Raw genomic sequence first — 25681 nt, forward strand, 5'->3', positions numbered from 1 at the left:
CGTCCCGACACCGCACCCGGCGAGCCGAACGCAGGATCAACCCGCTCTGCTGCCCTCCACCGCCCCTGCCGAGGCAGCTGATCCTGCAATCGGGACCATCGCCGGCCGCGGCCGGCGGACGGGGGGGCTCCCCCGCGAGAGGGATGTGGCGTGGTGTGCGAGCGACGTAGCGTGGATGGGTGAGTGATCCGACGCGCGCCACCTCGCGGTGGGTTCCGACCCGAGGGGACGTCTGGTTGGCGGCAGCCCTCTTCGTCACGGCGGTGCTGAGCACCGCCCTCGGCGCAGTCGCCGGAATCTACAACTCCACCGAGATCGACCTGCGGGTCGCGCTGCTCTACGCGCTCTGTCTCACCGCCCCGCTGGCCTGGCGTCGACGCCTGCCCTGCACTGTCGCGGTGGCAGTATCCGTCGCGTTCTTTGCCGGGATGATGGCCCGCGTCCCGGAGCTTTACGTCGGGAATGTCGCGCTTTTCATCGCCTTCTACACCGTCGGGGCATGGGTCGACAACCGACGGCGAGCGTTCCTCGTCCGTGTCGCGATCATCGCTGGCATGTTCACGTGGCTGCTCATCTCGATGTTCATCGATGCCACAGCGCCGACCGACGAGGGCCTCTCGCGTGCGGGCCTCTTCTCGCCCTACGTCGCGTTCATGCTCATCCAGTTCCTCGTCAACGTCGCTTTCTTCGGCGGCGCGTACTACTTCGGCAATCGCACCTTCGAGTCCCGCCGACAGCGCGAGATCCTCGCCGAGCGCAGCGTCGAGCTCGAGCGGGAGCGCGAGACAACGGCGGCCCAGGCGGTCGCCCTCGACCGCGTGCGCATCGCGCGGGAGCTGCATGATGTGGTCGCGCACCACGTCTCCGCCATGGGCGTGCAGGCGGGCGCTGCGCGGACCGTGTGGGACGCCGATCCGGATGCCGCGCGCCGCGCTCTGGTCGACATCGAGCAGGCAGCCCGGGATGCGCTCGTGGAGCTGCGCCAATTGCTCGAGACGCTTCGCACTCCGGTCGACGATGACCCCAGCGACGCATCCACGGTGGGCCTGGAAGGCCTGCCTGCCCTTGTCGCGCATGCCAGCGAGAACGGTCTGCCGACGACTCTGACGATCATCGGCGAGCCGGGGCCGGTGGCGCCGACGGTTCAGGTCAATGCCTTCCGGATCGCGCAAGAGGCCCTGACCAACGCACGCCGCCACGGCGGCCCGGATGCCGAGGCCGACGTCCGCGTCCGGTACCTGCCCGATGCCGTCGAGGTCGAGATCGTGAACTCGGGCAGGCCCGCCCTGACCTCGCAGAGCGGACTCGGACTTCTCGGGATGCGTGAGCGAGCCGTCGCGTCCGGCGGCTCGATCGAGATCTCACCGCGCCGCGAGGGCGGGTTCCGGGTACGCCTGACCGTGCCGCGTCCCGAGGCGGTGAGCGCGTGAGTACCCGCGTTCTGCTCGTCGACGACCATGCGCTCATGCGTGCCGGGTTCCGTCTCATCCTCGACAGCGCTCCCGACCTGGAGGTCGTCGGAGAGGCCGCCAGCGGAGAGGAGGCGGTGCGGGCGGCATCCGATCTCAGGCCTGACGTCATCTGCATGGACGTACAGATGCCCGGAATGGGAGGTCTCGCAGCGTCACGCCAGATCGTCGCCGACCCCCAGCTCGAGTGCGCCGTCGTGATCGTGACCACCTTCGATCGAGATGACTATCTCTTCGAAGCCCTGCAGGCGGGGGCCAGCGGCTTTCTGCTCAAGAACGCAGCACCCGAGGAGCTGCAGGCCGCCGTGCGGGTCGCGGCGGCAGGCGACGCACTCCTGGCCCCGGAGGTGACTCGCCGAGTCATCGCCCGGTTCGCCGCAGCAGCCCCGACGCCGACACCACCGGTGGCCGCCGAGCTCACCGAGCGCGAGTCGGAGGTCCTACGCCTCATGGCCCAGGCGATGAGCAACGCTGAGATCGCGGCGCACCTGATCATCGGCGAGGCAACGGTGAAGACCCACGTCTCCAATGTGTTGCTCAAGCTCGGCGTCCGCGACCGCGTAGCCGCCGTCGTCTATGCCTACCGCCACGGGCTGTCCTGAACGGAGTCGAATCCCCCGTACGAGGGAGGGCGCGAACCCGCCTCGAGGCGGATGCGCGGCGAGGCGGAGCTTCCTAGCCTGGAAGAACCGAGTGAGAGGAGCAACATGCTCGAGCTGTCGCACGTGACCAAGAGTTATGGCGCGCACCGTGTTCTGAACGATCTGTCGTTCGCTGTCAGGCCCGGCCGGTTGACCGGCTTCGTGGGAGGGAACGGTGCGGGAAAGACCACGACGATGCGCATCATCCTCGGGGTGCTTGCCAAGGATGCGGGGTCGGTCACCATCAATGGTGCAGCGCTGACCTCTGCCGACCGACGCCGTTTCGGGTACATGCCCGAAGAGCGCGGGCTCTACCCGAAGATGAAGGTCGGTGAGCACATCACCTACCTGGCGCGGTTGCACGGCTTCGACAAGGGCGAGGCGGAGACCCGCGCTACGGCTCTGCTCGAGCAGCTGGGACTCGGGGAACGCCTGAACGACACTGTCGAGAAGCTCTCGCTCGGTAATCAGCAGCGGGCGCAGATCGCAGCGGCGCTGGTGCACGAGCCCGACGTGCTGATCCTCGACGAGCCCTTCTCGGGGCTCGACCCGCTCGCGGTCGACGTGGTAGCCGACGTCTTGCACCGCCGGGCAGCTGCCGGCGTCTCGGTGCTGTTCTCGTCCCACCAGCTCGACGTCGTCGAGCGCCTCTGCGATGACATCGTCATCATCGCCGGAGGCGAGATCCGCGCCGCCGGCAGCAGTGAACACCTGCGCCAGCAGCACTCGGGACACCGTTACGAACTGCGCACCGCCGGCGACCTCGGCTGGCTGCGCGACCAGCCGGACATCACGGTGGTCGAGTTCGACGGCGGGAACGCCCTTTTCGATGCGGCGGATGACGCCGCCGCACAGCGCATCTTGCAACGCGCAGCGAGCGAGGCGAGCATCGAGAGCTTTGCCCCGGTTCGCCCGACGCTCGCGCAGATCTTCAAGGAGGTCATCCAGTGAACACCGCCGCTTCGACATCCACGCCCCGAGGCTTCCAGAACGTCTGGCTCGTCGCCGAACGCGAAGTGGGCTCCAAGCTGCGCAGCCGCGCCTTCGTGATCTCGACGGTCATCACCCTGCTGATCGCGCTCGCCGCCGTCATCTGGGGTGGGTTCTCTGCCGGCAATCCGTCCGCCACCAAGGTCGCAGTCACCTCCTCGACGGCGGCTGCAGTGGAGAAGGTTCCCGGGGTTGAGGTGACGCAGGTCGCCGACCAGGATGCCGCGGAAGCACTCGTCCGCAGCGGTGAGGTCAGCGCGGCTGTTGTCGATGACGCCTCCTCGCCCACCGGCTTGGTCGTCATCACCGAGGACTCGCCACCGACGTCGCTGCTGATGGGCCTGTCGGAGTCGCCGTCAGTCAAACTGCTCGACCCGGCGACTGTCGACTTCGCCCTGCGGTACTTCGTCTCGATCGGGTTCGGAGTCGTCTTCCTGCTGGCGGCGTCTTTGTTCGGCGGAACCATCGCCCAGAGCGTCGTCGAAGAGAAGCAGACCCGCGTCGTGGAGCTGCTTCTGTCCGCTATGCCGGCGCGAACACTCTTGGCGGGCAAGATCATCGGAAACACCATCTTGGCGATGGCGCAGATCTTGCTGCTGGCCACGATCGCCGTGGTCGGCCTGATCGTCACCGGGCAGAGCGAGGTCCTCCAGGGCCTTGGCGCCCCGATCGCCTGGTTCGCGATCTTCTTCCTCTTCGGGTTCGTGCTCCTCGCGTCGCTGTTCGCGGCGGCGGGTTCGCTCGTCTCGCGGATGGAAGACATCGGCTCGACGACCGCGCCGCTGACGATGCTCATCATGGCCCCGTACTTCCTCGTGATCTTCTTCAACGACAACCCCGTCGTGCTGACCGTGATGTCGTATGTGCCGTTCTCGGCGCCGGTCGGGATGCCGCTTCGCCTGTACCTCGGGGAGGCGCAGTGGTGGGAGCCGATCCTGTCGCTGGTCATCCTCATCGCCACCTGCGTCGCCGCGATCGTGTTGGCGGCGAAGATCTACGAACGCTCGATCCTGAGGATGGGCGCTCGCGTCTCGTGGCGCGAGGCGCTCAAGACCCCCTGATCCACCGGTCTCGTATCGCACGGTTGGTCTCGCCTCGGCTTTCGGGGCGGGGCCAACCGCGCTAGCGTGGAGGCACTCGGGACATCACCGCACACGAGGGACCCTCATGAAGCGCGCAACCGCCGTCATCGTGGTGATCTTCAGCGTCCTGCTGACAGCGTTCGGATGCCGACGGCTGGAGCGCCGCTCTGGTCTACGGCCCGCAGACCGCGTGGGCGCGCAACGCCATTGCCGCAGGTGAGGCGGTCCTGCGGATCGACGGCGCGCGCCACCGCGTCGACGGGATCGAGGTGGTCCCGATCGCCGAAACAGCTTTCGCACGAACCCAGCCCGGGCTCATGAAACTGTTCCGCGTCGAGCAGGCGGTGCGGATGCGCGATGCCGGCGTCATCGAGCCCGAGCCGCACGTAACGCGCTGACCCGGCACTACTCCCGGTCAGCGGCGCGGCCGTGGTGGCCGGCCAGCGCATCGGCGGCGCGAACGAGCGCGAGGTGCGAGAGCGCCTGCGGCGTGTTCCCCGCCTGCCGCTTGCCGTCCACGTCGTACTCCTCCGAGAGCAGTCCGACATCGTTCGCGAAGCCGCACAACCGGGTCATGAGCGCCATCGCGTCATCGACACGGCCGCTGTTCGCGTACTGCTCCACGAGCCAGAACGAGCACGCCAGGAACGGATGCTCGGTGCCGGCGAGTCCGTCCACACCACTTTCCGTGCGATAGCGGTGCAGCAGCCCATCCACCATGAGCGTGCGCTCCATCTCGGCCACGGTCCCGAGCATGCGCGGATCGTCGTGGGCCACGTATCCGACCTGCGCGAGCAGCAGGAGCGACGCATCCACCTCTGTCGTGCCGTAGTGCTGCACGAAGTGTCCGCGCTCGGCGTCGAAGCCGCGCTCGTCGATCTCGTTCCGCATCCGATCGCGCAATCGCTCCCACTTCTCGAGATCGCCCGACAGCCCGAACTCACGCACGGCGCGCGCGCCGCGGTCGAAAGCCGCCCAGATCATGACTCGCGAATGCGTGAACAATTGCGGCTCGCCACGGATCTCCCAGATGCCGTTGTCAGGCTTGTCGAGGTGACGCTCGGCGAACGCGAGCATCGCCTTCTGCAGCGCCCACGAGAAGTCGGTCTCTTCGACCCCGGCGACACGCGCCGCCTCAAGGGCCACCATCACCTCTCCGATGACATCACCCTGGTACTGCACCTGTGCCCCGTTGCCGATCCGCACGGGGGCCGCGCCCTGGTACCCGGGAAGGGAGGTCAGCTCACGTTCTGTGAGATCGCGTTCCCCTGCGAGCCCGTACATGATCTGCAGTTCTTTCGGGTCACCCGCGATCGCCCGCAACAGCCACTGCCGCCACCGGGCAGTCACCCGCAGGAAACCGTGCGAGATGAGGGCCTCGATCGTCAACGCCGCATCGCGTAGCCATACATAGCGGTAGTCCCAGTTGCGTACTCCCCCAAAGTCCTCGGGAAGGGAGGTGGTAGCCGCCGCGACGATGCCGCCCGTGTCTTCGTGCGTGAGCGCCCGAAGTACCATGAGCGAGCGCACCACCTCGTCTTCGAAGGGCCCGTCGTGGTCGACGCGGCCTGCCCACTCGCGCCACCAGTGCAGCGTGTGGGTGAGCATCCGGTCGACGTCGGCGGGATCCGGCGCCTCGAGATGAGACGGGAACCAGGTCAGGGTCAGATCCACGCCACTGCCCGATTCGATCGTGAACGATCCGCGGTGGACATGGTCGTCGGGGTTCATCTCGACACCGCGCACCAGCACGGCATCCGGGCCCGCGATGGCCAGCAGTGCCGGCGCAACATGGCTGCCCACCTGGCGGACCCAGGGCAGCGCACGGGCATAGTCGAAGCGCATCCGCAGCTCCGTTGTGAAGTCAACGTGCCCGGAGACGCCCTCGACGCGACGCACGAGCTCCACCCGACCGCCGTCGATCGGCATGAACTCTCGCACCTCAGCCACACCGGTGGGTGTCTCCCAGCGGGTGACGAGCACGAACGTGTCGTCTTCGTAGTACCGGGTCACCGTGGCGTCGGGGTCGGCAGCGCGGATGGTCCAGTGGCCGTGCTTCTGTTCGCCCAGCAGCGCTCCGAAGATCGACGGAGAGTCGTATCTCGGCAGGCACAGCCAGTCGATGCTTCCCTCTCGGGAGACAAGCGCAGCCGTGCGGCAGTTGCTCAGAATCGCGTAGTCCTCGATCGGGGCAGCCATGACCCGATTCTGTCAGTCCGCGATGCCTTGCCCGCGGTATAGCGAGGATTCGATACGAATCCGCTCGGAGTTGGACCAGCCCCTGGTCGCGGTTCACGAGGCGTCGATAGGGTGGCGGCATGGCCGACCAGACGACGACCCTCCTCATCCTCGGCGCCTCGGGCGACCTCACCTCCCGCCTGCTGCTTCCCGCGCTCGGACAGCTTCTGTCCAGGCAGCCGCAGCGGCGCGTCCGTCTTCGCGGCGCAGGCATGGATGACTGGACCGACGCGCACTGGCAGCAGGTCGTGCGCGACGCCTTCGCCTCGAGCGACTCTGCGGCGGCATTCGAGAAGGTCGCCGAGACTACCTACACGAAGGCCGATATCACCGCGCCCGATGACCTCACAGCGCTGCTCTCGGAAACGGAGGGCCGCATCGCTCTCTACTTCGCGGTGCCCCCGGCGATCGCCGCGAAGGCGTGCGAGTCACTGTCGGCCGTCGACCTGCCGCCCGGCCTCATCCTGGCCCTCGAGAAGCCCTTCGGCAGCAACGCAACGAGCGCCCACGAGCTGAACGCGAAGCTCGCGGCCCTCGTGCCCGAAAGCCAGGTGTTCCGGGTCGACCACTTCTTGGGACGGTCGATGTCGCTGAACATCATCGGCGCACGATTCGCGAATCGGGTCCTCGAGCCGGTGTGGTCTGCCGAGCACATCGAGTCGATCGACATCACCTATGACGAGAAGCTGGGGCTCGAGGGTCGCGCCGGGTACTACGACAAGGCCGGCGCGCTTCGCGACATGATCCAGAGCCACCTGCTGCAGTTGATGGCCCTGGTCACGATGGAGCCGCCGGCAACCCTCGGCGAGCAAGACCTCCGCGGAGCTACCACGTCGGCGCTTCTTGCCACCCACATCTGGAACGACGACCCTGTCGGGTCATCTCGCCGTGGCCGCTACACGTCGGGCTCGATCGATGGGCGAGATCTCCCCGACTACGTGGACGAACCAGGCGTCGTACCCGACCGCGACACCGAGACCCTTGCTGAGGTCGTGCTCGAAGTCCGCAACAACCGCTGGGCCGGCGTGCCCATCACGTTGCGCTCTGGCAAGGCTGTCGGTGACCCTGTCAAGGAGATCTTGATCCGCTTCCGCCCGGTTCGGCACCTCCCTGACGGATTCACGGGCGCGACCCACGGGTCGCGGCTGCGGTTCACGCTCGGGCCCGACCGGATGTCGCTGGGGCTGAACGTCAATGGAAGCGACGACCCGTTCGCGCTCACGTGGGCAAAGCTCAGCGCCGATCTCGGCGAGGGGGCGCTTCTGGCCTACGCCGAAGTCCTCTCGGAGATTCTCGATGGGGATCCGACCCTGTCGGTGCGTGGGGATGCTGCCGAGCAGTGCTGGCGCATCGTGCAGCCGGTGCTTGACGCCTGGGCAGCCGGTGATGTCCCGCTGCAGGACTACGCGGCAGGTTCGCACGGGCCTGACGGCTGGCCCGACCACGACTACTGAGGCATCGCCGCGCTACCGCTCCACAAGCACGCCGTCGGCATCCGCCCACACGTGTTTGCCCGGGGTGAACGTTACGCCGCCGATCTCGACCGGAACATCGACCTCGCCGACACCGTCCTTGGCGCTCTTACGTGGGTTGGAGCCCAGCGCCTTGAGGCCGATGTCGAGCTGGCCGATCGCCTCCCGATCGCGGACCGCCCCGTAAACAACGACTCCGGTCCAACCGTTCTCGACAGCGGACGCCGCGATGAGGTCTCCGACCAACGCAGACTCCAACGAGCCTCCGCCGTCGATGACCAACACGGCTCCGTGCCCTGTGGTTGCGAGGATCGCCTTCACCAGGGCGTTGTCGCGATGGCAGCGGACCGTACGGATGGGCCCGTCGAACTCGATCCGGCCGCCGATGTCCTGCAGCTGGATGCCGAGCGAATCGAGCTCGTCGCCGCGTTCATCGAACAGGTCAGCTGTTGCAATCGTCATGCCCTGACGGTATCTGCGCGCATCGCCGGGTGAGTGGGTCGGCAGCCGGAAAGATTCCGCAGACTTCCGAGCGGCGCAACCGCGGGTCCGTCACGACCGGATCGGACGATACTCGAAGGATGACGACCCACCCCGCAAAGCATCGCCCCGTGCGCGTCGGCGTGCAGCTCGCGCCCCAGCATGCCTCCTACTCCCAGATCCGCGATGCCATCCTTCGCGCCGAAGATCTGGGAGTCGACGCGATCTTCAACTGGGATCACTTCTTCCCGCTCACCGAACCGCTGGAGGCCGCACACTACGAGGCGTGGACGATGCTCGCCTCGATCGCCGAACTCACGGATCGCGTGGAGTTCGGCCCGCTGGTCAACTGCAGCTCGTACCGCAACCCCGACCTGCAGGCCGACATGGCCCGCACCGTCGATCACATCAGTGCGAAAGGCGGGACGGGTCGGCTGATCTTCGGCACGGGCTCCGGCTGGGCCGAGAAGGACTACCTCGAGTACGGCTACGAGTTCGGCACTGTCGGATCACGGCTGAACGATCTGCGCGACGACCTCGGCCGCATCCGTCGCCGGTGGGAGTTGTTGGATCCGGCCCCGACGCGGGACATCCCGATCCTCATCGGCGGACAGGGCGAACAGAAGACACTCCGGCTCGTAGCCGAGCACGCCGCCATCTGGCATACGTTCACGCCGATTGAGAAGATCCCGCACAAGCTCGACGTACTTCACGATTGGTGTGCCCGCGTCAATCGGGATCCCGCCGACATCGAGATCGCGACGGGCTTCACGCCGCGCGGATTCGGGCCGCTGCTGGAACAGGATGCCCTGGAGCGGCTGCATCCGCTCGGGGTGCGATTCATCATCCCGTCGATTGACGGGCCGGACTACGACCTCTCCCCCGTGAAGCCGCTGCTGGAGTGGCGAGACCGGATGAACGGAGCCTGACGCGGCGCGGGGAATACCAACCGGAACTCGGTGTTGACGGAAAAGGACGACGGGGTCCGTTCCCACATTCCTCAACACCGGGAGAAATCATGACCACCATCGCCCCGTCCAATGCCCTGCTCGATGTCCTCGCGAACCGCCGCAGCACTCGGGTCTTCGACGATCAGCGCCCCGTCGACGAGTCAGCGTTGTCGGCAGCCCTCGAGGCTGCGCGCTGGGCCCCGTCGGCGGCAAACACCCAGCCATGGCGAATGATCGTCGCACGGCGCGGAACTGACACGTTCTCGCAGATCTCGGATGCGCTCACGGGGTTCAACCGGGTCTGGGCGGTCACGGCGGGAGCCTTCGTGGTCTTCCTTGCCGATACCGAGCACGACGGCGTGGAGTTGCCGTGGGCCGAGTATGACGCGGGCCAGGCCGCTGCTTACTTCACCGTGCAGGCACACGCCGACGGCCTGATGACCCATCAGATGGGAGGGTTCGATCGCGCCGCCATCGCTGCCGCGTTCTCGCTCCCTGAGACGGTTCGCCCGCTCACCGTCATGGCCGTCGGGAACCTCGGCGATCTCGACGCGGCAGACGAGGCGGTCCGCGAACGCGAGGCCGCGCCACGCACCCGCCGGCCGCTGTCGGAGACAGTTCTGGTCGACGCCTGATCGCACGGGGCATAGGCGCGGGGCTCGAGGTCATCATCTGATCTCGAGCCCCGCGGTGTTTCTCGGCGTCAGTCGTCCATCAGTTCGGCTTCGATGATGTCGTCATCCTCGCCCGGACGCGGCGTCGGGGCGGCGGCCGGTCCATTACTGGTCAGGACCAGCGAGTCCCCGTCGACCGCAACATCCACCCGGACGAGGTCTCCGTCACGTACCCCGCCCGACAGCAGCGCCATCGCCAGGCGATCCTGAATCTCGGACTGGATGAGACGGCGCAGCGGACGAGCACCGAACACCGGGTCGTAGCCCCGCTCGGCAAGCCACCCTCGTGCGTCCGGGGTGACCGCGAGGGTGAGTCGACGCTCGTGAAGGCGCTGCTGCAGTCGGTCGACCGTCAGTTCGACGATCTGGGCCAGATCGTCCTGCGAGAGCGCCTGGAAGATGACGATGTCATCGAGCCGGTTGATGAACTCGGGCTTGAACGCCTGGCGCACCAGAGCGAGTACCTGTGAGCGCTTCTGCTCCAGCGGCATCGTCGGGTCGATGAGGATCGGCGAACCGAGATTCGAGGTCAAGATGAGGATGACGTTCGTGAAGTCCACGGTGCGACCCTGGCCGTCAGTAAGGCGACCGTCATCCATCACCTGCAGCAGGATGTCGAACACTTCCGGATGCGCCTTCTCGACCTCGTCGAGCAGGACGACGCTGTACGGACGTCGCCGTACAGCCTCCGTCAGCTGTCCACCCTGCTCGTAACCGATGTATCCGGGAGGGGCACCCACCAACCGGGCAACCGAGTGCTTCTCGCCGTACTCCGACATGTCGATGCGCACCATGGCGTGCTCGTCGTCGAAGAGGAATGCGGCGAGCGCCTTCGCGAGCTCGGTCTTGCCGACTCCCGTGGGGCCGAGGAACAGGAACGAGCCTGTCGGTCGGTTCGGGTCGCTGATCCCGGCGCGCGATCGGCGCACCGCATCGGCGACCGCCTTCACTGCCTCCTTCTGCCCGATCAGGCGCTTGCCGAGCTCGGCCTCGAGGTGCACGAGCTTCTCACTCTCGCCCTGCAGCAGGCGCCCCACCGGAATACCGGTCCACCCGGCTATGACAGCCGCGATGTCTTCCTCGGTGACCTGCTCGTTGACCATCCGGTCTTCGCTGGGTTCCATGCTCTCGGCCTCGATGATCCCGCGCTCGAGCGCCGGGATCTCGGCATAGAGCAGCCGCGACGCGCGCTCCAGGTCACCCTCGCGCTGAGCGCGCTCGGCCTCGCTGCGCGCCGCATCCAGGCGGGTCTTCAGTTCACCGACACGGTTGAGGATCGAGCGCTCGGTCTCCCACTTGGCCTGCAGCTCCGAGAGCTTGTCCTGCTCGCGCTTCAGGTCCGCGCGCAGTTTCTCGAGGCGCTCGCGCGACGCGTCATCCTTCTCCTTCTTGAGAGCGAGCTCCTCAAGCTTGAGCCGGTCGACATGGCGGCGCAGCTCGTCGATCTCCAGCGGTGCCGAGTCGATCTCCATCCGCAACCGGGATGCTGCTTCGTCGATGAGGTCGATGGCCTTGTCGGGCAACTGCCTGCTCGGGATGTAGCGGTGCGACAGGGCAGCCGCCGCGATCAGCGCGCTATCCGAGATCGCGACCTTGTGGTGTGCCTCGTATCGCTCCTTGAGTCCGCGAAGGATCGCGACGGTGTCTTCGACGTTGGGTTCGCCGACGTAAACCTGCTGGAAGCGGCGCTCGAGCGCGGCATCCTTCTCGATGAACTCGCGATACTCGTTGAGGGTCGTCGCCCCGATCATGTGCAGCTCGCCGCGAGCGAGCATCGGCTTGAGCATGTTGGATGCCGCGACCGATCCTTCGCCACCGCCCGCGCCCATGAGCACGTGGAGTTCGTCGATGAAGGTGATGATCTGACCTTCGGAGTCGGTGATCTCCTTAAGCACCTTCTTGAGACGGTCTTCGAACTGCCCGCGGTACATGGCGCCGGCGACCAGCGCCGAGATATCGAGCGCGATGAGCTCCTTGCCCCGGAGGCTCTCGGCAACATCCCCCGCCACAATGCGTTGAGCGAGACCCTCGACGACGGCAGTCTTGCCGACGCCCGGTTCGCCGATGAGGACGGGATTGTTCTTGGTGCGGCGGGTCAGGACCTGGCTGATACGCCGGATCTCGGCATCCCGCCCGATGACGGGGTCGAGTTTGCCCTGGCGGGCACGGTCGGTGAGGTTGATACCGAACTGTTCGAGCGCGCTCTGCTGCTCGTCCTGGTCGGCCATCGGGGTGGTCTGCATGATGCCTCCTGCGCGGCGACGTGGGTGGCGGTTCGTCCGCCGAAATCTGCGTGAGCTCAAACTTGAGCCGTTCTGACTCAATTTTATCACCGCGTGGTCGATTCGGGAAGAGCTTCGCCGATAAACGGGGCCTCGGGATAGCGTGGGTTCTCATGCGGAGCCGACGATGACAAACGTGAGGGTGTTTCTGACCCAGATGACCCGCGCGGTGTGGTTCCGGGCCTCGCTGTTCAGCCTCGCCGCCGTGCTGCTCGCCCTCGCGGCGGGGTTCCTCGAGCCGCTGCTTCCCGATCTCGCCGTCAACCTGGGGCAGGGGTCGGTCGACGAAATCCTGCAGATCGTCGCGAGCTCGATGCTCGCCGTCACGACGTTCTCCCTGACTGCGATGGTCACGGCCTACGGTTCGGCGTCACGGGTAGCTACGCCCCGTGCAACTCAGCTCCTGGTTGCCGACCCCACGTCGCAGAACGTGCTGTCGACCTTCATCGGCGCGTTCGTCTTCTCGATGGTGGGAATCATCGCGATCTCAACCGGCTACTACGGCGACCAGGGCCAGGCGATTCTGTTCACGGGCACGCTGGTGGTCATCGTGATCGTCGTGGTCGTGCTCCTGCGGTGGATCTCACATCTCGGATCGTTCGGGCGTATGTCGGACATCATCGACCGCGTCGAATCGGCGGCCCAGCGCACGACGTCCCAGTACGCGAATCGTCCGAGCCTGGGTGCCCGCCGGCAGGACCCGCGAACGGTGACCGGCGCCTCGGTGAGGCCAGAGCGCGCGGGATACGTTACGCACATCGACCTCGGCCGCCTGGAAGCGGTGGCCGAAGCTCGAGAGCTCACGATTCATGTCCGCGCACTGCCGGGGACGGTCGTCGACGCGGCCAGCCCCCTCGCGCTGGTTGCCGGCACCGTTGATGAAGAGGTCCGTTCGAAAGTCGCCACCGCATTCCACATCGAGTCCCACCGAAGCTACGACCAGGACCCGCGACTGGGGATGATCGCCCTATCTGAGATCGCGAGCCGCGCGCTCTCACCCTCGACCAACGACCCAGGTACCGCTATCGACGTCCTCGCTGCCCTCAGTCGCGTGTTCGAGAACATGCTGCAGACCGAGGCCGACGACGACACACCATACGGCCACGTCACCGTCGAGCCCGTCACCCTCGGCGACCTCGTCGAGGACGCGTTCCGCCCGATCGCTCGCGACGGTGCCGGAGTGGTGGAGGTCGGCATCCGGCTCCAGAAGACCCTCGCCTCGCTCGCCGACCTCGCCGGTCCCGCGCGCGGTCGTCCGTTCACGGATGCCGCGACCGACGCTCGCGCGCGAGCACAGCGCGTCCTCTCCCGCTCCGACGCTGTGGCCTTACGGAGGGCAGCGTCAGCCGCGCCGCGCCGCTGACGACAGCCGCCACTGACGCGGCGGGAGCCGATCGGACTCAGTCGCCGAGGCTGGGGTACAGCGTTCGGAGGTGACTGAGCACGTCACCGGTGATCTCGGTTTGCGAACTCGTCGTGCCTGCGCCGTTGACAGTCACCCAGAGTGGGGACGCGAAAGCGTAGACGGTCGTGAACATCCCGAGGGCGTCGTCGCGCTCCCACGTGTATGCCGGAGCTGTACCGATCAAGGTGCCCGTAAAGACACTGGTACCGAGGGCTGTGGTGAGGGTGTCGCGGGATGCCTGCGGCAGCGCGGCAACAACGACGGTGAAAGCTCCGTCGCTCTGCGGAATCCCCCAGATGCATCCGATCTTCTGTGTCGCTTCGGTCAGCGCGGTCTCTGCGACAGGGCCCGCCATGATGCCCGCGAATTCCGTGGGTCCGAGTTCAGCGATGAACTGCGCGTCTGCCCCGAACTGGGCCTGCGCGACGGCCAGATCGAGCAGGTCGGTGCACGCGAGAGCGTCGAGGTCGATCTCCTCGGCGGGCGCCTCTGTCATCGGTGGCCCGTCGGAGGTGGCATCCGGGGACGGCTCCGTCGATGCGGATGCCGAAGGCGTCGGGTCGGGCTGGCTAGCCGGGGTGCACCCGACCAGAGCAACGCTCAGCGCAGCAACGCCGGCCCATACCGAGATCCGCGACGCGGCCATCTGTCCCCCAGCCCTCGACATGGCCAGAGTGTATCGGAGCCGCAGCACGCCACAGGGCGCCGTTGCCCGATCGTTGCGTCCGCAGACGAGGACAGCCTCAGCCGGTCGGAGCGAGGTCCTGCGATACCGAGGGGAAGCGCGCGCGGTACGCGGTCGGGGTGATCCCCAGGACCCGCGCAAAGTTCTGACGCAGTACCGCTGCGGAACCGAATCCGCTCTCCCACGCAATCCGGTCAAGGCCCAGGTCGGTGCGCTCGAGCAGCCGCTGCGCGTGGATGATGCGCTGGCGGGCAAGCCACGCCGCCGGTGTCGCGCCAAGGTCCGCCTTGAAGCGCCGGGCAAACGTCCGAGGCGACATGTGCGCTCGCGCGGCGAGCTGTTCCACCGACAGATCGGCGCGGAGGTTCTCGAGCATCCAGTCGGTCACCGGAGCAAGGGAGTGAGACGCCGCCACCGGCAGCGGCTTGTCGATGAACTGCGCCTGGCCGCCGTCCCGCTGCGGTGCGACCACCATTCGCCGGGCGATGCGGTTCGTCGCCTCTGCGCCGAGTTCCTGGCGCATGAGGTGCAGGGAGGCATCCAGCCCCGCCGCCGTCCCGGCGCTCGTGATGATGCGGCCGTCTTGGACGTACAGGACATCGGGGTCCACGTCGATCTGGGGATACATCCGAGCCATGGTCTCGGCGTACATCCAGTGGGTGGTGGCACGACGACCGTCGAGCACTCCCGCCGCCGCCAGGACGAACGACCCGCTGCACACACTCATGAGCCACGCGCCGCGCTCGGCTGCGCGTCGAACGACGGCCGATACCCGGGTGTCGGCCTCGTGCCACCTCTCGCGCGGCACCGGTGTCACGATCACAAGATCAGCGGTCTCCGCGAACGATAGATCCTCGTCGACCGTGATCGAGAACCCGAGGTTGCTCGGCACGAGCCCCGGCTCCGCAGCCACGATGCGGAAATCGAACCCTCGGATGCCATCGCCGGAGCGGTCGAGACCGAAAGCCTCACATGCCAGCCCGAATTCGAATGGCGCGAAGCCCGGCTGGACGACGGTGGCAACGGTGCGGATCATGATGACTCGACTTTCGGCAGCGCACCCAGGGTGGCATGAATCCTACGACGTATGTTCATTCCGCCACTCGTGGCGGGAATTATTCGATCATAGCTTTTCTGACATGATTATTCTCCTCTTCATGTCAGCGATTGCCGTGTGGGGCGTGGTTTCCGCGCTCCGCGCCGTCCGCACCGACGGCTTTCGCCGCGTTCCCACCGACTATCGACGCCTGCCGTGACGGTGCCAGCGCGGGTTCAGCGCTCGGCGTGCCGGGCTCTCGCTGCCTCGTACACCTCGAGCATGGCCGCGGTCCGCGACGACTGGCGGAATCTCTCGGCGATCGACGGGTCGGGCACTGGCGCTGCGCCGTCGCGGATGTCGGCGACGGCGCTGCGCAAGACCTCAGCGAGGGTTGCGGTCTCGTCATCCGGAACTGCCCACACACCAGAGCCGAGTTCTGCCACGAGGTCCGGGTCGCAAACGATCGATGGGGTTCCGAGTGTCGCAGCCTCGAAGATCGTCATTCCCTGCGTCTCGAACCCGATCGAGGTCTGGACGAGGGCGTCGGCCGACCGGATGCGTCGCAGCGTTTCACGGTAGGGCAACGACCCGAGGAAGAACACCGACGCACGGGCACGCTCGGCCACCCGCTGAGCGGCAGCCCGTTGCGCGCCGTTGCCGATCACTTCGATGTCGGCGTCGATTCCCGACGCGACCACCGCCTCCAAGAACGGAATCAGACGCTTCTCGGGACTCATCCGCCCCACCCACACCAGGCGCGGAGACCTGGACTCGGGAAGCCCGCGCGGGGAGCTGAGTGCCAGGGCCAGTTCGTCGTCGTCGATGCCGTTCCAAACGACATCGACATGCGGGGCGACGCGGTGGGCCTCAAGGCGGCGCGCGAAGTGGGCCGAGGGCGCCGTGACGGCATCCGCCGACGCCGCCAGCATGCGTAGGTACGCCCAGCCGTCGGCGCCCGCATCCGCAGGTTCCGAGAGCGCACGACGGCCCCACCGGTTCAGAACGCGCAGCACGAGGTCCGGGAATGGGGCGACCGCGCGGATGCCGACATCGACCCGGTTGTGGAACGTGAACACCACGGGAAGACCGTGGCGCCGGGCAAAGCGTAGGCCGAGGAACGCGCCCCAAAAGTCACCCTGCACGTGCACGATGTCGACCGGTAGCCGCCCGGCCATCACCGCGTCGACGGCGCGATCGGCCCTGGCACTCGGCCACGTCATCGAGTACTCGCGATCGAGGGTCACTGGGATGGATGGAAGGTCGGCGTATCCCGGGTCCTCAGAATGCTGGGCCGAGCGCCGGCCGTGTCTGCGGGGCGCGACGATCGTGACGGTGTGACCGGCTTTCTCGAGGAACCGGCGCTGTAGCCGCATCGACACCTGTGCGCCGCCGAGCGTTTCGGCGTGCTGGTCGCCGAACATCACGACGTGCATTGCTACTCCGGGACGGGTTCGCCGCGGTACAGCGCTTCGAAAGTGTCGAGTGTGCGGTTGATGTCATGGATGGCGACGGCATCGAGAGAGGCTTGCTGCATCCGGCGGCGCTCCTCAGACTCCGCGGTGAGCACATCAGTGAGGCGCGCTGCCAGCTCATCGTCATCGCCCGGCGTGAAGAGATAACCGTTCTCGCCGTCGTGCACCAGGTGCGGGAGTGCCACGGCATTGGCCGCGACGATCGGAAGACCCGAGGCCATCGCCTCCATTGTGGCGATCGACTGGAGCTCGGCGATCGAGGCGATAGCGAAGACTGTTGCCCGCGAGTACAGCGCCCGCAACTCCTCCTCGGAGGTGTGACCGTGGAAGGTCACGCGATCCCCGAGACCAAGCTCCGTAGTCAGCGCTTCCAGGCTCTTGCGCTGGTCGCCGCCGCCGACGATGTCGAGGGTCGCCCCCAGTGCGGGGTCGAGCTTGGTCATGGCTCGCAGCAGGACATCGATCTGCTTCTCGTTGGTGAGTCGACCGACGAACAACACGCGCTTGTCGGGACGGGCACTGAAGTCAGGCGTGTAGTTGTGCATGTCGATGCCGCACGAGATCGGGATGACGCCGGTGATCCCCGTCGCCCGCTCCAGATAGTCGGCAGCGCGGCGCGTAGGAGTGGTGATGACACGGGTGAGTTGGAACGTTCGGTTCGCGTCTGCCCACGCCCACCGAATGATCGTGTCGTTCCACGACTTCGGCATCGCCGAGTAATCGAGGATGTTCTCCGGCATGACGTGGTTGGTCGCGACGACGGGAATTCCACGCTCGCGCGCGATCCGGGTCAGCGCGCGACCGATCACGATGTGCGACTGAATGTGGACGACATCCGGCTTCACGTCATCGAGCACGATGCGGGAGTAGTGCTTGGCGCGCCATGGCCACACGAAACGCAGCCAGTCGTGCGGATACCACCGGTACGAGCGAATGCGGTGAACGGTCATCTCCTGACCTTCGATCACCTCACGGAACACGCCGTGCTGCGCCCACGTCTTGCTTGGGGCCATGACGTGAACGTCGTGCCCGCGAGCAACCAGACCTGCCGCGAGCCGCTCCGCGAAACGCGCGGCGCCGTTGACGTCAGGAAAGAAGGTGTCAGCACCGATGAGCACGGTGAGGCGGCCGTCGCCACCGGGATGGTCGCCGGTCGGCGAGCCGTCGGACGCGTCGAGGGAAGTCACAGAGGGGCTGCCTTTGCTGAACGGCGGTCGCACCGCGGGATGCGGCGACACAACTGTACCTGAGCGACCCGAGCTGTCCCGGGAGGCGCTCCCGGGTGCTCCGGCGAGGGATCGCGTGTCGTATGGACGATGATGGAGCCGGGAACATCTCGCAGGAGGTTCGACATGGGCAACGCGATCAGCGCGGTGCTTCCTCTCGCACTCGGCATCGCTCTCAGCCCGATCCCGATCATCGCGACGATTCTCTTGCTGCTCTCACCCCGGGCGCGAGCATCTTCAGTCGGGTTTGCCGCGGGGTGGATTCTGGGCATCCTCACCGCGGTCATCGTCTTCCTACTCTGCGCTGCGGTGATCTCGACGCCTGTCGTGGGAGGCGTTCGCCCCGTACAGGGCGGGATCCATCTCCTTCTCGGTGTCACGCTCATTGGCCTCTCCGCTCATCAGTTCCGGTCGCAGGCGAGGTCGCACGGGCGGCCGCCGGAGCTTCCACGCTGGATGCAGGGGATCGGTCGACTCGGGTTCTGGGACGCTCTCGGCCTCGGCATCCTGCTGGCCGCTGCGAACCCGAAGAACCTGGTCCTGGGTGCGGCTGCGGGTGTCGTGATCGGCACCTCGAACCTGGCAGTCGGCAACGCCGTGGGCGCGATCGCGGTGTACGTGCTCCTGGCGGCCTCGACGATCGTTGTCCCCGTCGTCGGATTCCTTGTGGCCCGCGACCGCCTCCGCCGACCGCTTGACTCACTCAGGTCCTGGCTGGAACGCGAGAACGCCGTCATCATGGGGGTGGTGCTCTTGATCCTCGGCGTCGTGGTCATCGCCAAGGGACTCGCGTACTTCTGACTTCTCCTGCATCCCTGTCATCAACCCGAAAGGATCCACCATGGCTGAGTTCCGCTACGGACCGGTCGAGCTCTACCTCGTCGGCTTCGAGGGCGATCGCCCGAGCCCCGATACCGCAGCCGCCTTGGCCGAGCTCGTTGAGGGCGGCCTCGTTCGTCTCCTCGACTTCGTGATCGTGTCGAAGTCGGAATCAGGCGAGGTGGAGGTCATTGAGATCGAAGAGCAAACCGAGGAGTACGGCTTCGGTGGTATCGACTTCGCAGAGATCGGGATCACCGGTGAGGAAGACATCGCGGAGCTTGTCGAGCTCGTCGAGCCGGGCACCTCGGCGGCGATCGTCGCCCTCGAACTCGTCTACGCGCGCCGGCTCGCCGACAAGCTCGCGTCGTCGGGTGGAGTGGTCCTGAGCGCCGAGCGCATCCCTGCACCCATCGTCAACGCCGTCATGGACCTGGCCGAAGAGGCCTGAGAGAAACAGGAGATCGACATGATTAGACGAGTCGGCCGACCCGGCCTCATCGGCCTCGCCGCACGTACCGCCGTCGTGGCCGGCACAGCTAGCGCCGTCTCGGGCGCGATGGCGGGCAACAGGCAGCGCAAAGCACAGTCTCAGTATGAGCAGGAACAGTACGAGGCAGCGCAACAGCAAGCGGCGATGCAGCAGGCGGCACAGCAGGCCGTCGCCGCGCAGCAGGCTGCAGCCCCCGCACCGGCAGCGGCTCCCGCGGTGGATGTCGTTGCCGAACTTCAGAAGCTCGCTGCGCTCAAGGATGCCGGCGTCCTCACCGACGAGGAGTTCGCCGCGGCGAAGGCCAAGCTCCTCGCCTGAACTCAGTCCGAGGGGTCGCTGGGCGGGTCTGAGGGCTCGACCGGCGACCCTTCGTCTGTCGAGCTGTCTGCGGCCGGGGGCTCGTCTTCGTGACGATCTCGCCCGACTGCGCTCTCTGGCGCCGCATCCCGATCACCGCTCAACCACCGGAGAACCTGGGCATTCGGATCGGCTTCGAGAATCAGTGCGCGCACCAAGAGCGTCAACGGGATGGAGAGGATCGCGCCGAGCGGCCCGATGATGAACGTCCAGAAGATGACGGAGAAGAAACTCAGCGTGAGGCTGAGGCTCACCGCGTCAGCGACGAACTTCGGCTGGATGAGAACCTGCAGCACCACGTTGACAACGCTGTAGATCGCGATCACCGCCAGAAGCAGGGGCCAACCCCCGACGACAAGGGCGAGCACGGCCGGCGGGATGAGTCCGAGGACGAACCCGATGTTGGGTACGAAGTTGGTGACGAAAGCGAGAATCGCCCACACTACGGGAGCTGGCACGCCGATGGCCGCGAGCGCTATCCCGTCGATGACTGCGACGATCGCTCCGAAGATGGCGTTGACGATGTAGTAACGCCGCGTCCCGATATTGAACGCGCGGATGCGTGCAAGCGTGTCGGTGACGGAGTCTTGGAACACCGCGCCCAGCCGCCGATAGCGAGCTGCGTCGGCTGCCATGAAGATCACGTAGGCGAGCACGAAGAACAGACCGAGCGCGACTCCGACGACCATTCCCGACACCGACGTCGCGACGCTCAGCAGCCTCGTCGGTTCAAGGAAGGACGACACGGTGTCGGCGGCACGCTGATCCCAGCCCATCGAGGCCAGCCACTGCTCGATGTCGGTCACCGTTGCCTGCAACTGCCCGAGATACTCGACGACCAGACGCGCGAACTGGCTTCCGGCGAACCACAGGAGCAGTGCCATCGCCGTAAGGATGACGTAGGCAAGCACGATGACAGCCGTGGTGGCAGTCCACAGGGGCCATCCGCGTCTGCGCAGCACGCCGTGCAGTGGGTGGCAGATGATCACGATCACGGCTGCGAGTACGAGCGGACCGACGATTTCGCGCGCCCACGAGAGGCCGACCAAGACAATCACCGTCGCGGCGAGGCCCACCAGCACCCGGAGCATGGGTGACAGCGCGGGCGGCGCGGGAGACGGCTGAGCGGAACTCACCGCGCCAGGCTACCGCGGGGCCTTCGAGCATCGGTTGTTGGCGATCACGCCTTCGGCGGTTCGGTGTGCTTGTGGCCGGGGATGACTTTTTCAACGTCTGCCGGAAGACCCTTCACCGCCGCCTCGAGCTGTCGCGAGAGGGCGCGGATCTGGCCCCGAGTGGCTGTCTCTTGATCGTCGTTGCCTCCGACGGCAGCGGCACGTTCGACGAACCACGATGCGGTGGTCGCCGTCACCACTCCGACGACTCCGATACCGACTGTCATCAATACGACGGCGATGACGCGGCCCGCCACGGTTACGGGGTAGAAATCACCGTAACCGACAGTCGTCACGGTAACGAAGGCCCACCAGATCGCGTCCCCGATGTTCAGGATGTTCGCCCCCGGCGCGGCCCTCTCGACATCCAGGACGCCCAGAGAACAGATCCAGATCAGAATCAGGACGGTGCCGCCGGCGAGGATGGAGGCCTGCGTGCGAAGTGCGTCACCCTTGGACATCTTCTGGATCTCGGTCATCGCCTGGATCAGCCGGAGTGGTCTGAGCACCGGCAGCACTACGACTGTGAGATCGAACAGGTGGCCACGAAACCACGGAGCCTTCCGCGGGGCGAGCGCGAGCCGCACGAGGTAGTCGACAGCGAAGATCACCCATGTCAGAGCCATGACTGTGCGCATGACGACGTACTCCGCGCCCTGCAGGTTCGCGATCACCTGCCATGAGTACGCGACGAGAAATGCGAGCGAGGCGATGACCAGCGGCCAGTACGTGATGCGCTGCCAACGCTGTTCGGTCATGTCGCCGAGCGTACTGAACTGAACAACCACCTCTGCGAGCGCTCGCCGAGAGTCCAAGCATCGCGCAGCATTCCCTCGCACTAGGGTGAGCCGCATGGTCACGAACCCGAACCCGTGGGCATTCGCTTCCAGCTCGCGCACGCTCGTAGCCCTGTCGATCCCCGCCGCACTCATCGGCATCCTGTCGGGAGTCATGCTGTGGGCGCTCGATGAAGTCGCGCACCTTGGGGTGCACTGGGTGTGGGAGGCGCTGCCGGAGTCTCTGGGCGCGACCGGCGACTCACCCTGGTGGATCTTCGGCGTTCTAGCCCTCACCGGATTCCTCGTGGGGCTTGTCGTCTGGAAGATGCCGGGCCACGGCGGCCAGGACTCCGCGACCGTCGAGCTCATCGCACCGCCGCAGCCGGTCCGTGCGGTGCCGAGCATCATCGTCGTCATCCTGCTCACGCTCATCGGCGGCGTAAGCCTCGGCCCCGAGAGCCCGATCATCGCGATCAACACGGCCCTGGCGGTGTGGATCGTCTCACGCCTGTGGCCCGCGATCCCTGCTCAGCTGGTCGTGATCCTGACTGCTGCCGGCACGATCGGCGCTCTGTTCGGGACTCCCGTGGCAGCTGCGCTCGTCTTCACCGGCGCCCTCGCCTCCGGCGGAGGAGCGCTGTGGGACAAGCTCTTCCTTCCCCTCGTCGCCGCCGCGACCGGCACAGTCACCTCTCTCGTCCTCGGCGGCGGGCTGGGCGCCGTCGCCAACATCGCTCCGTACACCGATCCACAGGCCATCGACCTGGTCTCGGCATCCGTCATCGCCGCAGTCGGGGCCGCGGTGGCGCTCGTCGGGATCATTGCGTTCAAGGCCCTACATCCGTTCCTGCGCCGACGGATGCCGAACCCGCTGCTTCTGAGCATCGCCGGGGGCCTGCTCCTCGGCGGGCTCGGCGCCCTCGGTGGCCCCTTGACCCTCTTCAAGGGCCTGGAGCAGAGCGCTCAACTCATCGCGCTGGACGGCACGATCGGCTGGGCAGGGCTCCTCGCCGTCGTCGGGATCAAGCTTGCGGCACTCGTGGTGGCCGCATCCTTCGGGTTCCGCGGTGGTCGCGTGTTCCCGGCGATCTTTCTCGGCGTCGCGTTCGGGATGCTGGCCCATACCCTCGTGCCGTCGATCCCATTCGGCCTCGCGATCGCCAGCGGGGTGCTTGGGTTCACGCTTGCCATCGCCCGCGACGGCTGGATCGCCCTGTTCGTCGCCGTCGCGATGGTCGGCGACATCGGCATCCTCGCGATCATGTGCGTGGCGATCCTGCCGACCTGGCTGGTCGTTGCGCGGGCACCGGAGATGATCATCGAGGATCACCCGACGCCTCTTGTCACGTCGCGTTGATGTCGGTCTCCAAGGCTGCCGCGTTGCGGATGAAGAGGATGATCCACGTGAACACGAGGATGCCCGCGACCAGTTCGACCGCGGTCAGGGTGTAGTAGCGGACCACGAAGAACACCGCGAACACGACGATCGCGGCGATGAAAAGCCAGCCGAGCGCGACGAACGGGCGAGGAATTCCGGGGATCCAGGCGGGAAGGCGGATCACGAGCACGCCGAACACGACAGCCATGCCCGAGGCGAACGCGGTGTGGATGAAGAAGAACTCGTTGACCGGAAAGACCCCGACAAAGGCGAGGAAGACCCCGACCAGGATGAGGCACAGCCGCACCCACCGGATGCCGTGAGCGTGCGAGGTCGGGATGCCACGGGTCGCGTACCGCGCAAGTGTCGTGACGATGAAGCCCGCCACGATGAGCGTGAGGTTGAACGTCATCGCCGACAGGTCGTTCGTCATTCCCAGCGCGGAAAGGTTGTCTCTCCACCAGTACGGGTCGCTGGCCGTCAGCATCGCCGCCAGCACTCCCTCGATGAGGAACACCGCGAGAATCAGGGCGAGCAGCGACAGATCCATATGCGTGGCCGAGTAGAAGACCAGGTACGCGGTCACCGAGGCCGCGGCACCCGACAGGGCGAGCAGCGGCAGCGCATACACTTCCGCGCCGATGAAGGCGTCCTCAAGAATCACCGCGAGCAGCGTCCACGACAGCAGCGCGATGATGCCGTGGGCGAAGGCAAGCGCCCCGGCATCCAGATAGTCGAGCACCCCGAGGCGGCGAGCGCCGGACTGGCGGGCGTGGAGCACATAGCGGCCGGCCGCGAAGGCGAGGATGCCCGCGACCCCCGAGACGATCGCGGAGAACTGGCCCACCGAACCGGGGCCGGATATCGGCGCGCTCTGAAACCGGAAGACGGCCAACGCAACCAGCGCGACAACGACGAACGCGACGGCTCCGACGCCTAGACTGAGCGACTCGAGAGCTCGCTCGTGGTCGGACCCGGAATCCTCGGCGACGACGATGCGGTGAGCGCGGCGCGTGTCGGCCTGCGCCGCGGGCGTCTCAGGTGATGGTGTCGCTGTCACGGCATGAGAGTAGCGCAGCGACCGCACCGCGACTCAGTCGTCGCCGGCCGGGGTGTCGGATGCCGGTGGCAGCGCGTGGCGCGGGCGCCACAGCACGATCTCCGTGGCGCGACGGACGCGGCGTCCACGTCGGAGGGTGATGACCGATCCGCTCGATCCCGCCGCGAACACCCGAGCGCCCGGCCTACTGGCGAGCTCCGCTTCGACGCGCGCCTCGAGGTCGCGCACCCGGGTGTGCAGCTCGCGCACGCGGTTCTCCAACTCGATGATGCGCGCGATCCCCGGCAGGCTCATTCCCTCACCCGAGAGCCGGGCGATCTCTCGCAGCTGCTCGACGTGGCGCAGCGAGTACCGGCGCGAACCGCCCTGTGTACGCGCCGGAACGACGAGACCGAGGCGGTCGTACTGCCGGAGGGTCTGCGGATGCATGCCGGTGAGTTCGGCCGCTGTCGCGATCGCCAGGATCGGGGCCTCGTCGTCGATCTCGTGTTCAGCCATCCGTGTGTCCTCGATGGGGGTCAGGTTGCCGCGCGGGCCAGCAGTTCGGCGCGCGGGTTCTCTTTCGGTTCGGCCTCGCGGTACTTCTCGAGCGCTTCCCGTGCGGCGCCGTCGACGTGGGTGGGGACGGCGATCTGGACCTCGGCGAGCAGGTCACCGGTGCCCTTCCGGGTCTGCACGCCACGTCCCTTCACGCGCAGTACGCGCCCCGACGGCGTGCCGGGGGCAACGCGCAGCTTCACGGGGTCGCCGCCGAGGGTGGGGACCTCGATAGTCGCGCCGAACACGGCCTCGGTGTACTTCACGGGAACGACCACGCGGAGGTTCAGCCCTTCTCGGGTGAAGACCGGGTGCGGCCGCACCGTCACCTGCACGACGATATCGCCGCTCTCACCGCCATCAGGCGAGGGCCGACCACGACCGCGCAGCCTGATCTTCTGCCCGTCGGCGACACCCGCAGGGATCTTCACCTTGAACGGCTGACCGTCTTCGGACTGCAGGGTGATGGTCTCACCCTTGGTCGCGGTCACGAAGTCGATCGTCGCGCGGGCGGTGACGTCGGCGCCACGGGTGGGCCCGCCGTAGCCGCGGAAACCGCCGGATGCCTGCCCGAACCGTCCCGAGCCGAACGAGCTGCCACCGCCCTGCCCGAACATCGAGAAGATGTCATCGAAGTCAGCGCTCTCGTAGCTGTAGCCCCCGCGGCTCTGACCGAACCGGCTGAAGACGTCCTCGAATCCGCCCGCGCCCTGACCGCCCGCCGTGAAGCGTGCGCCCGATCCCATCGCGCGGATCTGGTCGTACTCCTCGCGCTGCTCGGGGTCGGAGAGCACGGCGTACGCCTCGCTGATCTCCTTGAACCGTGCTTCGGCCTTCGCATCGCCGGCGTTGGAGTCGGGGTGGTACTGGCGGGCGAGCTTCCGGTACGTCTTCTTCAGGTCTGCCGCGGACACCTCCTTCGAGACGCCGAGGACCTTGTAGAAGTCCTTGTCGAACCAGTCTTGACTGGCCATCGAT

25 protein-coding genes are annotated in these 25681 nt (G+C 66.8%); 12 read left to right on the forward strand and 13 right to left on the reverse strand.

Features of this window, described 5'->3' with window-relative positions; all coding sequences use genetic code 11:
- Window positions 1-179 precede the first annotated feature (179 nt).
- The 4 genes from MICSW_RS13860 (at window position 180) to MICSW_RS13875 (ending at window position 4161) form a co-directional block, all read left to right on the forward strand.
- Window positions 180-1430 (forward strand): sensor histidine kinase, encoded by a 1251-nt coding sequence (locus MICSW_RS13860; protein ID WP_464496315.1) that lies wholly within the window; start codon window positions 180-182, stop codon window positions 1428-1430.
- Window positions 1427-2071 carry a response regulator gene (locus tag MICSW_RS13865; RefSeq protein ID WP_464496316.1) on the forward strand — a complete coding sequence of 215 codons (645 nt, stop codon included), beginning with the start codon at window positions 1427-1429 and terminating at the stop codon, window positions 2069-2071. Before MICSW_RS13860 ends, MICSW_RS13865 begins: the two co-directional genes overlap by 4 nt.
- Before the next feature lie 105 nt (window positions 2072-2176).
- Window positions 2177-3061, forward strand: a complete 885-nt coding sequence (locus MICSW_RS13870) for an ABC transporter ATP-binding protein (RefSeq protein ID WP_228178274.1) — start codon at window positions 2177-2179, stop codon at window positions 3059-3061.
- Window positions 3058-4161, forward strand: a complete 1104-nt coding sequence (locus tag MICSW_RS13875; protein ID WP_228178273.1) for an ABC transporter permease — start codon at window positions 3058-3060, stop codon at window positions 4159-4161. Before MICSW_RS13870 ends, MICSW_RS13875 begins: the two co-directional genes overlap by 4 nt.
- Window positions 4162-4301: 140 nt before the next feature.
- On the opposite strand, the gene MICSW_RS13880 is transcribed toward MICSW_RS13875, so the two are convergent.
- Complete coding sequence (locus MICSW_RS13880) at window positions 4302-4568, reverse strand: hypothetical protein (RefSeq protein WP_464496317.1); 267 nt, start codon at window positions 4566-4568, stop codon at window positions 4302-4304.
- Window positions 4569-4587: 19 nt separating this feature from the next.
- Window positions 4588-6381 carry a glycoside hydrolase family 15 protein gene (locus MICSW_RS13885; protein WP_292728740.1) on the reverse strand — a complete coding sequence of 598 codons (1794 nt, stop codon included), beginning with the start codon at window positions 6379-6381 and terminating at the stop codon, window positions 4588-4590.
- Window positions 6382-6500: 119 nt separating this feature from the next.
- On the opposite strand from MICSW_RS13885, the gene MICSW_RS13890 reads away from it, so the two are divergent.
- Complete coding sequence (locus MICSW_RS13890) at window positions 6501-7874, forward strand: glucose-6-phosphate dehydrogenase (protein WP_341578125.1); 1374 nt, start codon at window positions 6501-6503, stop codon at window positions 7872-7874.
- A gap of 12 nt (window positions 7875-7886) precedes the next feature.
- Here MICSW_RS13890 and rraA read toward each other — a convergent pair whose 3' ends face one another.
- The gene (gene rraA / locus MICSW_RS13895; protein WP_292732226.1) at window positions 7887-8354 is read right to left on the reverse strand and encodes a ribonuclease E activity regulator RraA; all 468 of its coding nucleotides are present in this window, start codon (window positions 8352-8354) and stop codon (window positions 7887-7889) included.
- Between the two features lie 119 nt (window positions 8355-8473).
- On the opposite strand from rraA, the gene MICSW_RS13900 reads away from it, so the two are divergent.
- Window positions 8474-9301: an LLM class F420-dependent oxidoreductase gene (locus MICSW_RS13900; protein WP_341578126.1), complete on the forward strand. Its 828-nt coding sequence runs from the start codon at window positions 8474-8476 to the stop codon at window positions 9299-9301.
- An 89-nt stretch (window positions 9302-9390) separates the two neighbouring features.
- A complete protein-coding gene (locus MICSW_RS13905) occupies window positions 9391-9957 on the forward strand; it encodes a nitroreductase family protein (protein ID WP_375236828.1) in 567 nt (188 codons plus the stop codon).
- 68 nt (window positions 9958-10025) lie between these two features.
- On the opposite strand, the gene MICSW_RS13910 is transcribed toward MICSW_RS13905, so the two are convergent.
- Window positions 10026-12239, reverse strand: a complete 2214-nt coding sequence (locus MICSW_RS13910) for an ATP-dependent Clp protease ATP-binding subunit (RefSeq protein WP_228178267.1) — start codon at window positions 12237-12239, stop codon at window positions 10026-10028.
- 166 nt (window positions 12240-12405) lie between these two features.
- Here MICSW_RS13910 and MICSW_RS13915 point away from each other — a divergent pair, with 166 nt between their 5' ends.
- Window positions 12406-13641, forward strand: a complete 1236-nt coding sequence (locus MICSW_RS13915) for a DUF2254 domain-containing protein (RefSeq protein ID WP_464496318.1) — start codon at window positions 12406-12408, stop codon at window positions 13639-13641.
- A gap of 37 nt (window positions 13642-13678) precedes the next feature.
- On the opposite strand, the gene MICSW_RS13920 is transcribed toward MICSW_RS13915, so the two are convergent.
- From MICSW_RS13920 to MICSW_RS13935, 4 genes are all read right to left on the reverse strand, one after another.
- Window positions 13679-14350 carry a hypothetical protein gene (locus MICSW_RS13920; RefSeq protein WP_228178265.1) on the reverse strand — a complete coding sequence of 224 codons (672 nt, stop codon included), beginning with the start codon at window positions 14348-14350 and terminating at the stop codon, window positions 13679-13681.
- Between the two features lie 76 nt (window positions 14351-14426).
- Window positions 14427-15404, reverse strand: a complete 978-nt coding sequence (locus tag MICSW_RS13925; RefSeq protein WP_228178264.1) for a GlxA family transcriptional regulator — start codon at window positions 15402-15404, stop codon at window positions 14427-14429.
- 236 nt (window positions 15405-15640) lie between these two features.
- The gene (locus MICSW_RS13930; RefSeq protein WP_228178263.1) at window positions 15641-16840 is read right to left on the reverse strand and encodes a glycosyltransferase; all 1200 of its coding nucleotides are present in this window, start codon (window positions 16838-16840) and stop codon (window positions 15641-15643) included.
- Window positions 16841-16842: 2 nt separating this feature from the next.
- Window positions 16843-18066, reverse strand: a complete 1224-nt coding sequence (locus MICSW_RS13935; protein ID WP_292728750.1) for a glycosyltransferase — start codon at window positions 18064-18066, stop codon at window positions 16843-16845.
- Between the two features lie 165 nt (window positions 18067-18231).
- Between MICSW_RS13935 and MICSW_RS13940 the strand changes: the two genes are divergently transcribed.
- Genes MICSW_RS13940 through MICSW_RS13950 form a run of 3 tightly spaced genes read left to right on the forward strand, consistent with a single transcriptional unit; the run spans window position 18232 to window position 19735 of the window.
- Window positions 18232-18906, forward strand: a complete 675-nt coding sequence (locus tag MICSW_RS13940; RefSeq protein WP_228178261.1) for a GAP family protein — start codon at window positions 18232-18234, stop codon at window positions 18904-18906.
- Between the two features lie 40 nt (window positions 18907-18946).
- A complete protein-coding gene (locus MICSW_RS13945) occupies window positions 18947-19375 on the forward strand; it encodes a DUF6325 family protein (protein WP_292728753.1) in 429 nt (142 codons plus the stop codon).
- Between the two features lie 18 nt (window positions 19376-19393).
- A complete protein-coding gene (locus tag MICSW_RS13950; protein WP_228178259.1) occupies window positions 19394-19735 on the forward strand; it encodes an SHOCT domain-containing protein in 342 nt (113 codons plus the stop codon).
- A gap of 2 nt (window positions 19736-19737) precedes the next feature.
- Here MICSW_RS13950 and MICSW_RS13955 read toward each other — a convergent pair whose 3' ends face one another.
- Together MICSW_RS13955 and MICSW_RS13960 are read right to left on the reverse strand one after the other, a co-directional pair.
- Window positions 19738-20910 (reverse strand): AI-2E family transporter, encoded by a 1173-nt coding sequence (locus MICSW_RS13955; RefSeq protein WP_228178258.1) that lies wholly within the window; start codon window positions 20908-20910, stop codon window positions 19738-19740.
- Window positions 20911-20954: 44 nt separating this feature from the next.
- Window positions 20955-21707, reverse strand: a complete 753-nt coding sequence (locus MICSW_RS13960; RefSeq protein ID WP_228178257.1) for a potassium channel family protein — start codon at window positions 21705-21707, stop codon at window positions 20955-20957.
- Between the two features lie 94 nt (window positions 21708-21801).
- Here MICSW_RS13960 and MICSW_RS13965 point away from each other — a divergent pair, with 94 nt between their 5' ends.
- Window positions 21802-23085 (forward strand): ion channel protein, encoded by a 1284-nt coding sequence (locus MICSW_RS13965; RefSeq protein ID WP_464496319.1) that lies wholly within the window; start codon window positions 21802-21804, stop codon window positions 23083-23085.
- On the opposite strand, the gene MICSW_RS13970 is transcribed toward MICSW_RS13965, so the two are convergent.
- From MICSW_RS13970 to MICSW_RS13980, 3 genes are read right to left on the reverse strand one after another with little or no spacing between them, the layout of a single operon-like run.
- Entirely contained in the window at window positions 23072-24166 is a 1095-nt protein-coding gene (locus tag MICSW_RS13970; RefSeq protein WP_464496320.1) for a DUF998 domain-containing protein, read from the reverse strand. The genes MICSW_RS13965 and MICSW_RS13970 overlap by 14 nt on opposite strands.
- Window positions 24167-24199: 33 nt before the next feature.
- Window positions 24200-24664 (reverse strand): heat shock protein transcriptional repressor HspR, encoded by a 465-nt coding sequence (locus MICSW_RS13975; protein ID WP_464496321.1) that lies wholly within the window; start codon window positions 24662-24664, stop codon window positions 24200-24202.
- Between the two features lie 20 nt (window positions 24665-24684).
- The gene (locus MICSW_RS13980; protein ID WP_228178253.1) at window positions 24685-25677 is read right to left on the reverse strand and encodes a DnaJ C-terminal domain-containing protein; all 993 of its coding nucleotides are present in this window, start codon (window positions 25675-25677) and stop codon (window positions 24685-24687) included.
- Window positions 25678-25681 lie beyond the last annotated feature (4 nt).

Source organism: Microbacterium sp. SW12 (assembly GCF_055391095.1).

Bases quoted from the DNA above. Each gene is read 5' to 3' on its own strand.
- MICSW_RS13910 (WP_228178267.1), bottom strand. From the start codon at position 12,239: ATGCAGACCACCCCGATGGCCGACCAGGACGAGCAGCAGAGCGCGCTC.
- MICSW_RS13940 (WP_228178261.1), top strand. From the start codon at position 18,232: ATGGGCAACGCGATCAGCGCGGTGCTTCCTCTCGCACTCGGCATCGCT.
- MICSW_RS13870 (WP_228178274.1), top strand. From the start codon at position 2,177: ATGCTCGAGCTGTCGCACGTGACCAAGAGTTATGGCGCGCACCGTGTT.
- MICSW_RS13915 (WP_464496318.1), top strand. From the start codon at position 12,406: ATGACAAACGTGAGGGTGTTTCTGACCCAGATGACCCGCGCGGTGTGG.
- MICSW_RS13885 (WP_292728740.1), bottom strand. From the start codon at position 6,381: ATGGCTGCCCCGATCGAGGACTACGCGATTCTGAGCAACTGCCGCACG.
- MICSW_RS13980 (WP_228178253.1), bottom strand. From the start codon at position 25,677: ATGGCCAGTCAAGACTGGTTCGACAAGGACTTCTACAAGGTCCTCGGC.
- MICSW_RS13965 (WP_464496319.1), top strand. From the start codon at position 21,802: ATGGTCACGAACCCGAACCCGTGGGCATTCGCTTCCAGCTCGCGCACG.
- MICSW_RS13900 (WP_341578126.1), top strand. From the start codon at position 8,474: ATGACGACCCACCCCGCAAAGCATCGCCCCGTGCGCGTCGGCGTGCAG.
- MICSW_RS13945 (WP_292728753.1), top strand. From the start codon at position 18,947: ATGGCTGAGTTCCGCTACGGACCGGTCGAGCTCTACCTCGTCGGCTTC.
- MICSW_RS13920 (WP_228178265.1), bottom strand. From the start codon at position 14,350: ATGTCGAGGGCTGGGGGACAGATGGCCGCGTCGCGGATCTCGGTATGG.
- MICSW_RS13925 (WP_228178264.1), bottom strand. From the start codon at position 15,404: ATGATCCGCACCGTTGCCACCGTCGTCCAGCCGGGCTTCGCGCCATTC.
- MICSW_RS13930 (WP_228178263.1), bottom strand. From the start codon at position 16,840: ATGCACGTCGTGATGTTCGGCGACCAGCACGCCGAAACGCTCGGCGGC.
- MICSW_RS13890 (WP_341578125.1), top strand. From the start codon at position 6,501: ATGGCCGACCAGACGACGACCCTCCTCATCCTCGGCGCCTCGGGCGAC.
- MICSW_RS13960 (WP_228178257.1), bottom strand. From the start codon at position 21,707: ATGACCGAACAGCGTTGGCAGCGCATCACGTACTGGCCGCTGGTCATC.
- MICSW_RS13950 (WP_228178259.1), top strand. From the start codon at position 19,394: ATGATTAGACGAGTCGGCCGACCCGGCCTCATCGGCCTCGCCGCACGT.
- MICSW_RS13905 (WP_375236828.1), top strand. From the start codon at position 9,391: ATGACCACCATCGCCCCGTCCAATGCCCTGCTCGATGTCCTCGCGAAC.
- rraA (WP_292732226.1), bottom strand. From the start codon at position 8,354: ATGACGATTGCAACAGCTGACCTGTTCGATGAACGCGGCGACGAGCTC.
- MICSW_RS13975 (WP_464496321.1), bottom strand. From the start codon at position 24,664: ATGGCTGAACACGAGATCGACGACGAGGCCCCGATCCTGGCGATCGCG.